The organism is Geodermatophilus chilensis, from assembly GCF_002802985.1.
GTDB lineage: Bacteria > Actinomycetota > Actinomycetes > Mycobacteriales > Geodermatophilaceae > Geodermatophilus > Geodermatophilus chilensis.
The window spans coordinates 1-13,439 of the sequence record NZ_NVPT01000146.1 but is presented as its reverse complement, the minus strand read 5'-3'; the positions used below and the strand labels follow the sequence as shown (position 1 = coordinate 13,439).

General features: G+C 74.3%; 14 protein-coding genes and 1 pseudogene. All 15 read right to left on the bottom strand.

Features of this window, described 5'->3' with window-relative positions:
- Positions 1-546: pseudogene (locus CNO22_RS20665) on the bottom strand (hypothetical protein); the annotation flags it as partial.
- A gap of 14 nt (positions 547-560) precedes the next feature.
- A complete protein-coding gene (gene yajC / locus CNO22_RS20660; protein WP_100501144.1) occupies positions 561-896 on the bottom strand; it encodes a preprotein translocase subunit YajC in 336 nt (111 codons plus the stop codon).
- A 154-nt stretch (positions 897-1,050) separates the two neighbouring features.
- A complete protein-coding gene (ruvB, locus tag CNO22_RS20655) occupies positions 1,051-2,178 on the bottom strand; it encodes a Holliday junction branch migration DNA helicase RuvB (protein ID WP_100501143.1) in 1,128 nt (375 codons plus the stop codon).
- Positions 2,175-2,816, bottom strand: coding sequence for a Holliday junction branch migration protein RuvA (gene ruvA / locus CNO22_RS20650; RefSeq protein WP_100501142.1), 642 nt, complete (start codon positions 2,814-2,816; stop codon positions 2,175-2,177). Before ruvA ends, ruvB begins: the two co-directional genes overlap by 4 nt.
- Positions 2,813-3,379: a crossover junction endodeoxyribonuclease RuvC gene (gene ruvC, locus CNO22_RS20645; protein ID WP_100501141.1), complete on the bottom strand. Its 567-nt coding sequence runs from the start codon at positions 3,377-3,379 to the stop codon at positions 2,813-2,815. Before ruvC ends, ruvA begins: the two co-directional genes overlap by 4 nt.
- Before the next feature lie 205 nt (positions 3,380-3,584).
- Positions 3,585-4,337, bottom strand: coding sequence for a YebC/PmpR family DNA-binding transcriptional regulator (locus tag CNO22_RS20640; protein WP_100501140.1), 753 nt, complete (start codon positions 4,335-4,337; stop codon positions 3,585-3,587).
- On the bottom strand, positions 4,334-4,984 hold the full coding sequence (gene pdxT, locus CNO22_RS20635; protein WP_100501139.1) for a pyridoxal 5'-phosphate synthase glutaminase subunit PdxT: 651 nt from the start codon (positions 4,982-4,984) through the stop codon (positions 4,334-4,336). Before pdxT ends, CNO22_RS20640 begins: the two co-directional genes overlap by 4 nt.
- A 24-nt stretch (positions 4,985-5,008) precedes the next feature.
- Positions 5,009-6,130: a heparan-alpha-glucosaminide N-acetyltransferase domain-containing protein gene (locus CNO22_RS20630; protein ID WP_198588474.1), complete on the bottom strand. Its 1,122-nt coding sequence runs from the start codon at positions 6,128-6,130 to the stop codon at positions 5,009-5,011.
- 80 nt (positions 6,131-6,210) lie between these two features.
- Positions 6,211-7,119: a pyridoxal 5'-phosphate synthase lyase subunit PdxS gene (gene pdxS, locus CNO22_RS20625; RefSeq protein ID WP_100501138.1), complete on the bottom strand. Its 909-nt coding sequence runs from the start codon at positions 7,117-7,119 to the stop codon at positions 6,211-6,213.
- A 44-nt stretch (positions 7,120-7,163) separates the two neighbouring features.
- A complete protein-coding gene (locus CNO22_RS20620; RefSeq protein ID WP_100501137.1) occupies positions 7,164-7,715 on the bottom strand; it encodes a LemA family protein in 552 nt (183 codons plus the stop codon).
- Between the two features lie 11 nt (positions 7,716-7,726).
- The gene (locus tag CNO22_RS20615) at positions 7,727-8,944 is read right to left on the bottom strand and encodes a glycosyltransferase family 4 protein (RefSeq protein ID WP_100501136.1); all 1,218 of its coding nucleotides are present in this window, start codon (positions 8,942-8,944) and stop codon (positions 7,727-7,729) included.
- Positions 8,944-9,972, bottom strand: a complete 1,029-nt coding sequence (locus tag CNO22_RS20610) for a phosphatidylinositol mannoside acyltransferase (RefSeq protein WP_232807209.1) — start codon at positions 9,970-9,972, stop codon at positions 8,944-8,946. Before CNO22_RS20610 ends, CNO22_RS20615 begins: the two co-directional genes overlap by 1 nt.
- A complete protein-coding gene (gene pgsA / locus CNO22_RS20605; protein WP_100501134.1) occupies positions 9,969-10,622 on the bottom strand; it encodes a phosphatidylinositol phosphate synthase in 654 nt (217 codons plus the stop codon). The genes CNO22_RS20610 and pgsA overlap by 4 nt, the downstream gene beginning before the upstream one ends.
- Before the next feature lies 1 nt (position 10,623).
- Positions 10,624-11,202: an HIT family protein gene (locus tag CNO22_RS20600; protein WP_198588473.1), complete on the bottom strand. Its 579-nt coding sequence runs from the start codon at positions 11,200-11,202 to the stop codon at positions 10,624-10,626.
- A complete protein-coding gene (gene thrS / locus CNO22_RS20595; protein ID WP_100501133.1) occupies positions 11,199-13,256 on the bottom strand; it encodes a threonine--tRNA ligase in 2,058 nt (685 codons plus the stop codon). Before thrS ends, CNO22_RS20600 begins: the two co-directional genes overlap by 4 nt.
- Positions 13,257-13,439: the final 183 nt, after the last annotated feature.

The window sequence follows — 13,439 nt, the reverse complement described above, 5'->3', positions numbered from 1 at the left end:
AAGGAGAATGGTAGGAGATGTAGCTGGAGGGGGAGAGAAAGGGACAGAGGTTGCAAGGTGGAGTGGACGCAGTCGGAGGGCTAGCAGATTGACGGTTGTTTTAGCAGGACGGGCGACGGCGGGGATCCGGACCTGAGGGGTCGGCAGCAGCGTCGCATGTCGATAAGAGACAGGCTCGGGCCCCTGGACGACGGGCCGGAAGCGCAGCTGTGCGGTCTGGCCCAGCTCGCGGGCCTGCTCGCCGTCGTCCCCCGGGACGGAGATGACGATGTTCGAGTCGCCCTCGGTGACCACCTCGGCCTCCGCGACGCCGAGGCCGTTGACCCGCTGCTCGATGATCTGGCGGGCCAGCTCGAGCTCGGTCGGGTCGGGGGCCTGGCCGTCGGGCGTGGCCGCGGTGAGGGTCACCGTCGTCCCGCCGCGCAGGTCGAGGCCGAGCTGCGGGGTGCGGGTGTCGCCGGTGAGGAAGACGAGGCCGTACAGGACGGCGACGACGAGCAGGAAGGCGCCGAAGTACCGGCGCGCGGGCAGCGTGCGTTGGGCCACGGGGCGGCTCCGGGTCAGCGGGTGCGGTCGGCCGGGCCGCCGTCGGCGTCGTCCCCGGGCAGGACCGTGCCGTCGGCGGCGGGGCCGGCCACCACGGGCTTGCGGACCTCGAGGACCGCCTGGCGGGCGAAGGTCACGACCACACCGGGGGCGATCTCCAGGTCGACGGTGCCCTCGCCGAGGGCGGCGACCGTGCCGTGCAGGCCGGCCGTCGTCATGACCGGGGTGCCCGGGGTCAGCGACTCCTGCAGCGCCCGCTGCTGCTCCTGGATCTTCTTGCGCTGCCGTGCCGGGACGACGATGAGCAGCACGAAGGCCAGCACGAGGATGACGAGCGGGAACAACTCCACGACAGATGTGCCTCTCTACCGCGGCGTACCGGCCACGGTGGGTGCGGCCCGGGACGGGACCGCTCGGGTGCATCGGCTCCGGCGCGGGGCATCCGGGCACCGTGCGGGACGCGCGCGGCGACGCCGGACGAGTTGCGCGCCAGCGTCCCGCAGTCTAGGCGTCGAACAGGGTGCCTGACGACGAACCCGGGGCCGGTGGGTCGACTGTGACCCGACCGAGGGGGACGCCGCCGCGCGGGACCGGCTGGCCGAGGTGCTGCCAGGCCGCCTCGGTGGCCACCCGGCCACGGGGCGTGCGGGCGAGCAGCCCGGCGCGGACCAGGAACGGCTCGCACACCTCCTCCACGGTGTGCGGCTCCTCCCCCACGGCCACCGCGAGCGTGGCCACACCGACCGGACCGCCGCCGAAGCGCATGACCAGCGCCTCCAGGACGGCGCGGTCGAGCCGGTCCAGGCCCAGGTGGTCGACGTCGTAGAGCGCCAGCGCCGCCTCGGCGACCGCGCGGGTCACCCGGCCGTCGGCGCGCACCTCCGCGTAGTCGCGGACCCGGCGCAGCAGCCGGTTGGCGATGCGCGGGGTGCCCCGGGACCGGCCGGCGATCTCCGCCGAGCCGTCGGCGGTGAGCTCGACGCCCAGCAGCGCGGCGCTGCGGGCGAGCACCTGCTGCAGCTCGGCCGGCTCGTAGAACTCCATCTGGCCGACGAAGCCGAACCGGTCGCGCAGCGGCCCGGTGAGCAGGCCGGCGCGCGTCGTCGCCCCGACCAGCGTGAACGGGTTGATCTCCAGCGGGATGGCGGTCGCCCCCGGCCCCTTGCCGACCACGACGTCGACGCGGAAGTCCTCCATCGCCATGTACAGCAGCTCTTCGGCCGGCCGGGCGATCCGGTGGATCTCGTCGATGAAGAGGACGTCGCCGGGCGCCAGGTTGGACAGCATCGCGGCCAGGTCCCCGGAGCGCTCGATCGCCGGACCGCTGGTGATCTTCACCGACGTCCCCAGCTCGGAGCCGATGATCAGCGCGAGGCTGGTCTTGCCCAGGCCGGGCGGGCCGGAGAACAGCACGTGGTCCGGCGGGCGGCCGCGCCGCTTGGCGCCCTCGAGGACCAGCTCCAGCTGCCGGGCCACCTTGGGCTGGCCGATGAAGTCGGTCAGCGAGTGCGGCCGCAGCGCCGACTCGACGACCCGCTCCTCGTCCCCGGCTCCAGCCGACACCGAGGACAAGTCGCGGCTCAGGCCCTCAGCGGGCTCGGCCGACAGACCCCGGTCGAACGGCGAGCTCACGACCGGCCCAGCAGCCGCAGCGCCTGGCGCAGCAGGACGGCGACCTCGACCGAGCCGGTCTGCGTGACCTGCTCGTCGGCCAGCGGGGCGAGCTCGACGATCGCCGCGTCGGCCTCCTTGCCGGTCCAGCCCAGGCCGACCAGGGCCGAGGCCAGCTGATCGCGCCACGGGGCGACCGGGGTGACGGCCGGCAGGCCGGACGGTGCGGCGGCGCCGTCGAGCTGGGTGTCGGTCGTGGTGGCGCCCAGCCGGTCCCGCAGCTCGAGGATCAGCCGCTCGGCGCCCTTCTTGCCGATACCCGGCACCTGCATGAGCGCCTTGACGTCGGCCATCGACACCGCGCGGCGCACCTCGCGCGGCGGGTGGATGGCGAGCACGGCCTGGGCCAGCCGGGGGCCCACGCCGTTGGCCGTCTGCAGCAGCTCGAACAGCTGGCGCTCGTCGTCGTCGGCGAAGCCGTAGAGGGTGAGGGAGTCCTCGCGCACCACCAGGCTGGTCGCCAGGCGGGCGCTCTCCCCCACCTGCAGCCGGGCGATGGTGCCCGGCGTGCACTGCACCGCCAGGCCGATGCCGCCGACCTCGACGACCGCGCCGTCCGGCGACACCGCCGCGACACGCCCGCTGACCGACGCGATCACCGGGACACCCCCTGCCAGCGCGGCAGCGTCCGCTGCACCACCGGCGCGCCGATCCCGCCGGCCAGCGCGGCGACCTCGAGCCGCTGCTGCGCCGGGCCGCGCCAGGCGTGGCAGACCGCCAGGGCGAGCGCGTCGGCGGCGTCGGCCGGCTTGGGCGGGGACGCCAGCCCCAGCACCCGGGTGACCATCAGGGTGACCTGCTCCTTGTCCGCACGACCGCTGCCGGAGATGGCGGCCTTGACCTCGCTGGGCGTGTGCCAGGCGACCGGCCGGTCGGCCTGGGCGGCGGCCAGTGCGGCCACGCCCGCGGCCTGCGCCGTCCCCGTAGCGGTGCCCTTGTTGTTCTGGGTGAAGACCCGCTCGATCGCCACGACGTCGGGCCGGTGCTCCCGCAGCAGTGCGGTCACGGCCGTGTGCAGCTCGAGCAGCCGCAGCTCCAGGTCGAGCTCCGCGGCGGTGCGCAGGACCCCCACACCGACCGCCGCCGGCCGTGCACCGGGACGCCCGTCGACCACTCCCCACCCGCACCGGGTGAGGCCCGGGTCGATGCCGAGGACCCGCATGGAGGCGCCTCCTGACGTCAGCCGAACTGGTGTTCGACCCACGCTAACCCCCGGGGGCGACGGAACGGCGCGACACGCCCGCGCCAGGTGAGGTGCTGGAACGGCCCCTCTGCAGGATCCCGCCGCGAGCCTCGTCAGGTGCTGGAACGGCCACTCTTCAGGGACCCGCACCGAGCTCGCGAGGCGTGGGGGGAAGGGTGGTCCTTCACCCGACCTTCTCGAGCACGTCGTCGGAGACGTCGTAGTTGGCGTAGACGTTCTGCACGTCGTCGCAGTCCTCGAGCGCGTCGATGAGCCGGAAGACCTTGCCCGCCGCCTCCTCGTCCAGCTTGACCGAGACGCTCGGCACGAACCCGGCGTCGGCGGAGTCGTAGTCGATGCCGGCGTCCTGCAGCGCGGTCCGCACGGCGACCAGGTCGGTCGGCTCGCACACCACCTCGAAGCTGTCGCCCTGGTCTCGGACCTCCTCGGCCCCGGCGTCGAGCACGGCCATGAGCACGGTGTCCTCGTCGACCGTGTCCGACTTCGGCACCACGATGACGCCCTTGCGGGAGAACAGGTAGGAGACCGAGCCGGGGTCGGCCATCGACCCGCCGTTGCGGGTCATGGCCGTGCGGACCTCCATGGCCGACCGGTTCTTGTTGTCGGTCAGGCACTCGATGAGGACGGCGACGCCGCCGGCCGCGTAGCCCTCGTAGGTGATCGTCTGGTAGTCGACGCCACCGGCCTCGAGACCGGCACCGCGCTTCACCGCGCGGTCGATGTTGTCGTTGGGCACCGAGCTCTTCTTCGCCTTCTGGATGGCGTCGAAGAGCGTCGGGTTGCCGGCCGGGTCACCGCCGCCGGTGCGGGCCGCGACCTCGATGTTCTTGATGAGCTTGGCGAAGAGCTTGCCGCGCTTGGCGTCGATGCCGGCCTTCTTGTGCTTCGTCGTCGCCCACTTGGAGTGGCCGCTCATTGATCCTCCTCGTTCCCGGCGACAGCGCCGGCCCTCTCGGCCAGGCGGCGTCGGACGATGTCGACGAACAGCGCGTGCACCCGGCGGTCCCCGGTGAGTTCGGGGTGGAAGCTGGTGGCCACCAGGTTCCCCTGGCGGACGGCGACGATCCTACCGTCGGCGGGTCCCCCGACGACCCGGCCGAGGACCTGCACGCCCTCCCCGGCCTCCTCCACCCACGGCGCCCGGATGAAGACCGCGTGCACCGGGTCGCCGGCCACGCCCTCGATCTCGACCTGCGACTCGAAGGAGTCGACCTGCCGGCCGAAGGCGTTGCGCCGCACGGTGACGTCCAGCCCGCCGACGGTGACCTGGTCGGGCGGGGCGTCCAGCAGCCGGTCGGCCAGCATGATCATCCCGGCGCAGGAGCCGTAGACCGGCAGGCCGTCGGCCACGGCCGCACGCAGTGGCTCGAGCAGGCCGAACCGCGCGGCCAGCTTCGCCATCGTCGTCGACTCACCGCCGGGGACGACGAGCGCGTCGACCCCGGCCAGCTCCTCGGGACGGCGCACGATCACCGCCTCGGCGCCCAGCTCCGGCAGCGTCGCGAGGTGCTCGCGGACGTCTCCCTGCAGGGCCAGCACACCGACGACGGGCTTCCTCGACACGAGGGACCAGGCTACGTCGCCCGCTCAGGGCCCGGCCGCCCGCCGCGAGCTCCAGGTCAGCAGCCGCTCCAGCGGGCCGCGACCCAACCGCCACCGCCACACCGACGCCAGCACCAGGGCGGTGACGGTGAAGCGCACCCAGAGTCCCCAGTCGGCGGAGGAGGCGACCTGGAGCACCCGGATGGCCACGATCTGCACGGTGTAGACCGACAGCGCCAGCGCGCCCACCGAGGCCAGTGGGTACGTCACCCGCGGCAGCAGGTCGGCGACCACCAGGCACACCCCGATGACGGCGACCGCGACGCCGCCGGAGCCGATCACCTCGAACGGCGTCGCGGTGTGCGGTTGCGCGCCGGCGAACCAGGCCGGCTCCCAGGCTCCGTCGGAGCCGAAGCCGGACTCGATCCCGTTCAGGTCCTGTCCCGGCGCGAGCTGCCGGGTGCTCAGCCAGCCGCCGAGGTAGCCCAGCACCGCGGCGGCCGCGCCGCCGGCGACCAGGCCGACGCGCACCCGTGCTGCCCGCAGGTCCAGCCGGCCGACGGCGAGCCCCACCAGCACGAAGGCGAGCCAGACCGCCGCCGGGTAGTAGCCGGTGAAGAACAGGAAGGCGAAGGCGTTGCCCGCCTCGTCCAGCTCGGTCGCGTACTGCCCCACCGCGAGGGTGAGCGGCGGCCCGAGCAGGGCGACGGCCCCGGCGGCGAGCAGCAGGCGCGCGGGCCGCCAGCGCAGGAAGGGCAGGGCGAGGACGAAGAGCACGGCGTAGACGCCCAGGATGATCGCGACGAAGGTGCCGAGCAGCTCCAGGACGCCGCCGATCGCGAACACCCAGGCGCCGCGGACCAGGATGCGGGTCCGGGCCCGGGCGAGCTCGTCCCCCGTGGCCGGCGCGCGGCCGCCGGAGAGGAGCGCGATCGAGACACCGGCCAGCGTGGCGAACAGGATCGACGAGCGGCCGTCGACCAGCGCCCGCCAGGTGACCGGGTCCCAGCCCAGCTCGCCGGTGCTCCCGAGGTGCGCGCCGAACATGCCGAGGACGGCGAGCCCGCGGGCGACGTCGAGACCGCCGATCCGCCGTCCCGACGGGGTCTCCCGCGCCGGGACGGCGGACGCGCGGGCGGCCTCGACGTCGTCCCGCTGCGCCGTCACGTGCCTCCTCGCTGGCGCTCGTCGGTCACGCCACGGGCCGTGCTGCACCCCAGCGTGACCTCGCGAGCTCGGTCACGGGGTCACCAGCCGCGAGTGGCGTACCGCTCGCTCTCCGGCAGCGTGGCGACGTTGATGCCGACCATCGGCTCGCCGAGCCCGCGGGAGACCTTGGCGATCACGTCGGGGTCGTCGTGGAAGGTCGTCGCCTGCACGATGGCCGCGGCCCGCTGCGCCGGGTCGCCGGACTTGAAGATGCCCGAGCCGACGAAGACGCCCTCGGCGCCCAGCTGCATCATCATCGCCGCGTCCGCGGGGGTGGCGATGCCGCCGGCGGTGAAGAGCACGACCGGCAGCTTGCCCAGTCGGGCCACCTCGGCGACCAGGTCGTACGGCGCGCGCAGCTCCTTCGCGGCGACGAACAGCTCGGTCGCGTCGAGCGTGCCCAGCCGGCGGATGCCGGCGCGGATGGCGCGCATGTGCCGCACCGCCTCGACCACGTTGCCGGTGCCGGCCTCGCCCTTGGAGCGGATCATCGCCGCGCCCTCGGCGATCCGCCGCAGCGCCTCACCCAGGTCGGTGGCGCCGCAGACGAACGGCACGGTGAACTCGCTCTTGGCGATGTGGTGCGCCTCGTCGGCCGGGGTGAGCACCTCGGACTCGTCGATGTAGTCGACGCCGAGGCTCTGCAGCACCTGCGCCTCGACGAAGTGGCCGATGCGCGCCTTGGCCATGACCGGGATGGAGACCGCGTCGACGATGCCCTGGACCATGTCCGGGTCGCTCATGCGGGCGATGCCGCCCTGGGCGCGGATGTCGGCGGGCACCCGCTCGAGGGCCATGACGGCGACCGCGCCGGCGTCCTCGGCGATCTTCGCCTGCTCGGGGGTGACGACGTCCATGATGACGCCGCCCTTGAGCTGCTCGGCCATGCCGCGCTTGACGGCCTCGGTGCCGGTGGTGGTGGGGACGGTCGTGCTGTGCTCTGCCACGGGGACTGCCTCGGTCTCGGAGGTCGGGGAGGGGCACCTCGATGCTACGGGCGCGCGCGACCGCCCCCGGCGGCGCTGCCGGTGACCTCGCGCAGGTCGTCCTCGATGTCGAAGAACCGCGGCAGCGGCCGGGCGGCGTGCAGCCGCAGCAGGCTGGGCAGCCGGCGGGTGCGCAGGGCGTGGGTGTCGCGGACGGCGTCGTTGTAGAAGCGCCGGGCCAGCCCGATCCGGGTCGCCGTCCCCTCGAGGTCGGCGCGCAGGGCGCGCGGCACGCCGGGCAGGTCGCCGGGCAGCTCGCGCAGCTCGCGGCCCAGGGCGTTCTCGGTCAGCTCGCGGTCACCGGCCCGGGGCGCGCGCACCTCGCGGACGCAGGCCGCCAGCCGGGCGGCGCGCTCCTCCCCCACCGCGCCCGCGTGGTCGCGGCAGAGCTCCTCGGCCAGGGCCGCGCGCCGCGTCAGCTGGGTGTCCAGGGCCGTCCAGGCGCGCTCGACCCGGGCCTCCAGGCGGCGTAGCCGGGTGAGCGTCCACGCCACCCAGGCGGCCAGCAGCAGGACGACGACGGCGGCGGTGAGGAGCAGCCAGACGTCGGGGGTCACGACGGGTCAGGCTAGCGCTGCACCCACCGTCGCAGGGCCGACCGGGTCGGTGCGTCCCCCGGGAGGGCGGCGAGGTCGGCCAGCCCGGCGTCGTCGGAGGCGGTGACCCCGCCGCTGCCGGGCAGCACCACCGTCTCGTAGACGGCGAGCACCCGGCGGGCCACCACCGACCAGTCGTACTCCGCGGCCACCCGACGGCCGGTCGCGCAGAGCTGCTCCCGGCGCTCGGGGTCGGCGAGCAGGTCGGAGAGGGCGCGGGCGAGGTCGCGGGCGTTCCCGCGGCGCACCAGCACCCCGGCGGCGCCGTCCTCCAGCACCGCGGCGAAGGCGTCGAGGTCGCTGGCGACGACCGGCGCCCCCGCGGCCAGGGCCTCGATCAGCACGATGCCGAAGGACTCCCCCAGCAGGTTGGGCGCGCAGTACACGTCGATCGACCGCAGGAACGCGCCCTTCTCCGCCTCGGTGAGCTCACCGAGCAGCGAGACGTGCGGGGCGAGGTCCTCGCCGAGCAGCTCCCGGACAGCGTCCGGGTCGCCGCGGCCGGCGATCAGCAGCTGCGCGCCGGGGTGCCGGCGGACGACGGTGCGCATCGCCTCGAGCAGCACCGGCAGGCCCTTGCGCGGCTCGTCGTACCGGCCGAGGAAGCCGATGGTCGGCCCGTCCACGCCGCGGGCGCGGCCGGGCAGCGAGGGCCCGTCGGCGAAGGCGCGGACGTGCACGCCGTTGGGGATGATCACCGCGTCGCCGCCGAGGTGCTCGACCTGCACCCGGCGGGCGAAGTCCGACACCGCGATGCGTCCGGAGATCTTCTCCAGCCAGGGCCGGACGAGCGGGCCGAAGGCGGCCAGGGTCCTGGACCGGGTCGTGGCGGCGTGGAAGGTGGCCACGACCGGGCCGGTCGCGATCATGCAGACGAGCAGCGAGACCGAGGGCGGCGCCGGCTCGTGCACGTGGACGACGTCGAAGTGCCCCTCGCGCAGCCAGCGGCGCACCCGGGTGGCGCTGACCGGCCCGAACTGCAGGCTGGCCATCGAGCCGTTGTACGGGACCGGCACGGCGCGCCCGGCCCAGGTCGTGTGCTCGTCGGGCAGCGACTCCTCGCGCTCGGCGGGGGTGAGCACCTCGACGTGGTGGCCCAGCCCGCGCAGCGTCTCGGCCAGGTCGCGCACGTGGTACTGGACCCCGCCGGGGACGTCCCACTGGTAGGGGCAGACCAGTCCGATGCGCATCAGCGGTGCCCTCGCCGCGGCGGGTCGGGCGGGACGTCGTCCCAGATCCGCCCGAGCACGTGCCAGTCCTCGGGGTGCTCGGCGATGCCGGCGGTGAACGCGTCGGCCACCCCCTGCATCGCGGCGGGAACCCGGTCGCGCAGCCGCCCGGGCCCGCCGACCGGCACCTCCGGGTGGACGACGTGCCGCCAGGCCCGCTCGGTGAAGTGCGACACGGCCGGGTGCAGGGCGGCGCCGGTCTGCGCGGCCAGCAGCGCCGGCCCGCCGGGCATGGTGGTCCGGCGGCCGAAGAGGTCGACCGGGACCCCGCCGGTGCCGAGGTCCCGGTCGACCAGCAGGCAGATCGAGCCGCCGGCGTCGAGCCACTCGCGCAGCACGGTGGCGCCCGGCCGCGGGCCGCCGGTGAGCGGCACCACCCGCATGCCGAGCGTCTCCCGGAAGGCGAGGAAGCGCCGGTACAGCGACTCCGGCCGCAGCCGCTCGGCCACGGTCATGAACGGCCCGCCGAGCCAGTCGACCAGCCAGACGCCGGCGGCGTCCCAGTTGCCGCTGTGCGGCAGCGCCAGGACCAGCCCCCTCCCCTGGTCACGGGCCGCCTCGAGGTGCTCGCGGCCGGGCAGCTCGGTGCCGTCGAGGATCCGCTGCACGCCCAGCCGCGGCAGCCGGAACGCCTCCTGCCAGTAGCGGGCGTAGGAGCGCATCGCGCGCGTGGTCAGCTCGTCGAGCGCGGCCTCGTCGAGCCGGCCCCCGGTGGCGACGCGGAGGTTGGCGCGCAGCTGCCGCACCCCGCGGCCCTCGCGCGCGGCGGCCCATCGGCCGGCGGCGTCGAAGGCGCCGCGGGCCACCGGCTCGGGCAGCGCCTTGACCGCGCTCCAGCCGGCGGCGTAGCCGAGGTCGGTCAGCTGCGCCGTGGCCCGGGCGCGCAGCCCCGGCCGGCCCGGGACGAGCCGCAGCCCGGCCACCGTCTCCCTCGACCCCGTCCCCGTCGACCCCGCCGTCGCGGCGTCCGTCCCGGGCGCGTCGGTCACGGCACCAGCCCCGAGGACGGCGGGGTGGACGGCGGCGTCGGCAGGGCCCGGCCGCGGGCCTGCCGGTGGACCTCGGCGAACCGCTGCGCGACGGTGACCGCGCTGCCCACCGTCAGCACCCACAGCGCGACGTGCAGGGCGTAGGGGATGCCCAGGCCCAGGAAGCCGGTGCCGACCAGCACGAGGATCAGCCGCTCGGTGCGCTCGACGACGCCGACGTCGCAGCGCAGACCCATGCCCTCGGCGCGGGCCTTGACGTAGGAGGTGAGCACGCCGAGCACCAGGCACAGCAGCGCCAGCAGCACGAGGAGCCGGTTGTCGCCGGCCCCGGAGAACCACCAGACCAGCGCGCCGAAGATGGCGGCGTCGGCCGCGCGGTCGCCGGTGGAGTCCAGCACCGCACCGAACACCGAGCCGCCGCCGCGGGCCCGCGCCAGGGCGCCGTCGAGCATGTCGAGCAGCACGAAGACGGTGACGGTGAACGCGCCCCAGAACAGGTGGCCGGTGGCGATCAGCCCGACCGCACCGGCGATGGCCCCGAGCGTGCCGACCAGCGTGACCGCGTCCGGGGTGACGCCGGCGCGGGCGAGCCGGGCCACGACCGGTGCCCAGAAACGGCCCACCGCCGCACGGGCGTTGACGCCGAGCACCTCAGGCCCCCGGCGTCGGCCGGCCGTCCGGCCAGTGCTGCGCGAGCAGCGCCCGCGTCTCGCGCAGCACCTGCGGCAGCACGCGGGTCAGCCCGATGACCGGCATGAAGTTGGTGTCCCCGCCCCAGCGCGGCACGGCGTGCTGGTGCAGGTGGTCGGCGATCCCGGCACCGGCGACCGAGCCCTGGTTCATCCCGATGTTGAACCCGTGCGCCCCGGACACCGCGCGCACCACCCGCATGGCCGTCTGGGTGAACTCGCCCAGCTCGGCGACCTCGGCGGGCGTGAGGTCGGTGTAGTCGGGCACGTGCCGGTACGGCACCAGCATCAGGTGGCCGGCGTTGTACGGGTACAGGTTGAGGACGGCGAAGACGGTCTCGCCGCGCGCGACGACCAGCCCCTCCTCGTCGTCCATCTGCGGGATGAGGCAGAACGGGCAGTCGTGGGCGCCCGTGGGTTTGCCCTCGCCACGGATGTAGGCCATCCGGTACGGCGTCCACAGGTGCTCGAAGACCGTCGCCGGCCCGCCGTCGTCGCTGGAGACGGCGACCCGGAAGGCCTCCTTCGAGTCGGTGCTCATCCGGCCACCACGGATTCGGCAGTGGGGTCGGTGTTGGCCCGGCCGGCGACCCAGTCGGCGATCGCGGCGACGGCCTTCTCGACGGGCACGCCGTTGTGCTGGCTGCCGTCGCGGAAGCGGAAGGAGACCGCGCCGGCCTCGGCGTCGGTGGCACCGGTGATGAGCACGAAGGGCACCTTCTGCTTGCTCGCGGTGCGGATCTTCTTCTGCATCCGGTCGTCGGAGTCGTCGACCTCCACGCGGATGCCGCGCGCCCGCAGCTGCAGGGCGACGTCCCGCAGGTAGCCGACCTGCTCGTCGGTGACCGGGATGCCGACCACCTGCACCGGGGCCAGCCACGCGGGGAAGGCGCCGGCGTAGTGCTCGGTGAGGACGCCGAAGAAGCGCTCGATGGACCCGAACAGCGCGCGGTGGATCATGACCGGGCGCTGCCGGCTGCCGTCGGCGGCGGTGTACTCCAAGCCGAAGCGCTCGGGCAGCATCAGGTCGACCTGGATCGTCGACATCTGCCAGGTGCGGCCAATCGCGTCGCGGGCCTGCACGGAGATCTTCGGGGCGTAGAAGGCCGCGCCGCCGGGGTCGAGGACCAGGTCCAGGCCGCTGGCCTCGGCCGCCTCCCGGAGCGCGTCCGTCGCGCGCTCCCAGTCCTCGTCGCTGCCGATCGACTTCTCCGGGTCGCGGGTGGACAGCTCCAGGTAGAAGTCGGACAGGCCGTAGTCGGCGAGCAGGTCGAGCACGAACTGCAGCAGGGAGCGGATCTCGCCCTGCATCTGCTCCGGGGTGCAGTAGATGTGCGCGTCGTCCTGGGTGAACCCGCGGGCCCGGGTCAACCCGTGCACGACACCGGACTTCTCGTACCGGTACACCGTGCCGAACTCGAACAGCCGCAGCGGCAGTTCCTTGTAGGAGCGGCCCCGAGACCGGAACACCAGGTTGTGCATGGGACAGTTCATCGGCTTGAGGTAGTAGTCCTGCCCCTGCCGCCGCACGTTGCCCTCGGCGTCGCGCTCCTCGTCGAGGTGCATCGCCGGGTACATGCCCTCCGCGTACCACTCCAGGTGCCCGGAGGTCTGGAAGAGCTGGCCCTTGGTGATGTGCGGGGTGTTGACGAAGGAGTACCCGGCCTCCTCGTGCCGCCGCCGGCTGTAGTCCTCCAGCTCCCGGCGGATGACGCCGCCCCTGGGGTGGAACACCGCCAGGCCGGAGCCGATCTCGTCGGGGAAGCTGAACAGGTCCAGCTCGGCGCCGAGCCGCCGGTGGTCGCGGCGCTCGGCCTCGGCGACCTGCTCCAGGTAGGCCTTGTGCGCCTCCTTGCTCTCCCACGCGGTGCCGTAGACCCGCTGCAGCTGCGGGTTCTTCTCGCTGCCCCGCCAGTAGGCGGCCGCCGACCGGGTCAGGGAGAACGCCGGGATGTTCGAGGTGCGCGGCAGGTGCGGGCCGCGGCACAGGTCGGTCCACACCAGGTCGCCGGTGCGGGCGTCCCGGTTGTCGTACATGGTCAGCTGCGCGCCGCCGACCTCCACGTCGGCACCCTCGGCCGCCTCGTCGGCACCACCCTTGAGGCCGATCAGCTCGAGCTTGAACGGCTCGTGCGCGAGCTCGGCCTGCGCGTCGGCGTCGCTGATCTCGCGGCGGGAGAAGTACTGCCCCGCCCGGACGATCTCCTGCATGCGCTTCTCGAGGGCCGTGAGGTCCTCGGGGGTGAAGGGCCGCTCGGGGGCGAAGTCGTAGTAGAAGCCGTTCTCCACGGGCGGGCCGATGCCCAGCCGGGTGCCCGGGAAGAGGTCCTGGACCGCCTGCGCCAGCACGTGCGCGGTGGAGTGCCGGATCACCGCACGCCCCTCCGGGCTGGCGGCGGGCACCGGCTCGACCTCGGCGTCGGCCTCGGGTGCCCAGGCGAGGTCCTTGAGGTCGCCGGTGGCGAGATCACGGACGACGACCGCGCCGTCCGGGCCCTTGAGCGGGACCCCGGCCGCCTTGAGCGCCTCCTGGGCCGTCGTCCCGGCCGGCACCCGGATCGGGGCGGTGGCGGCGAGGGTGGGCGCGGCTGACACGGGAGCTCCTGCGGGGTCGACGAACGGGCACTCCCGAGCCTAGTGCGCGGCGCACGTCACCCCCGGACGACGCCCGGCCGGCTCAGAACGTGTTGAGAAAGCGGGCTGACAACTTCGGGGTTGTGGGCCAGGGTGGGCTATGGGCTCTTCCCCGGCCTACCCCTCGGATCTGACCGATGAGCA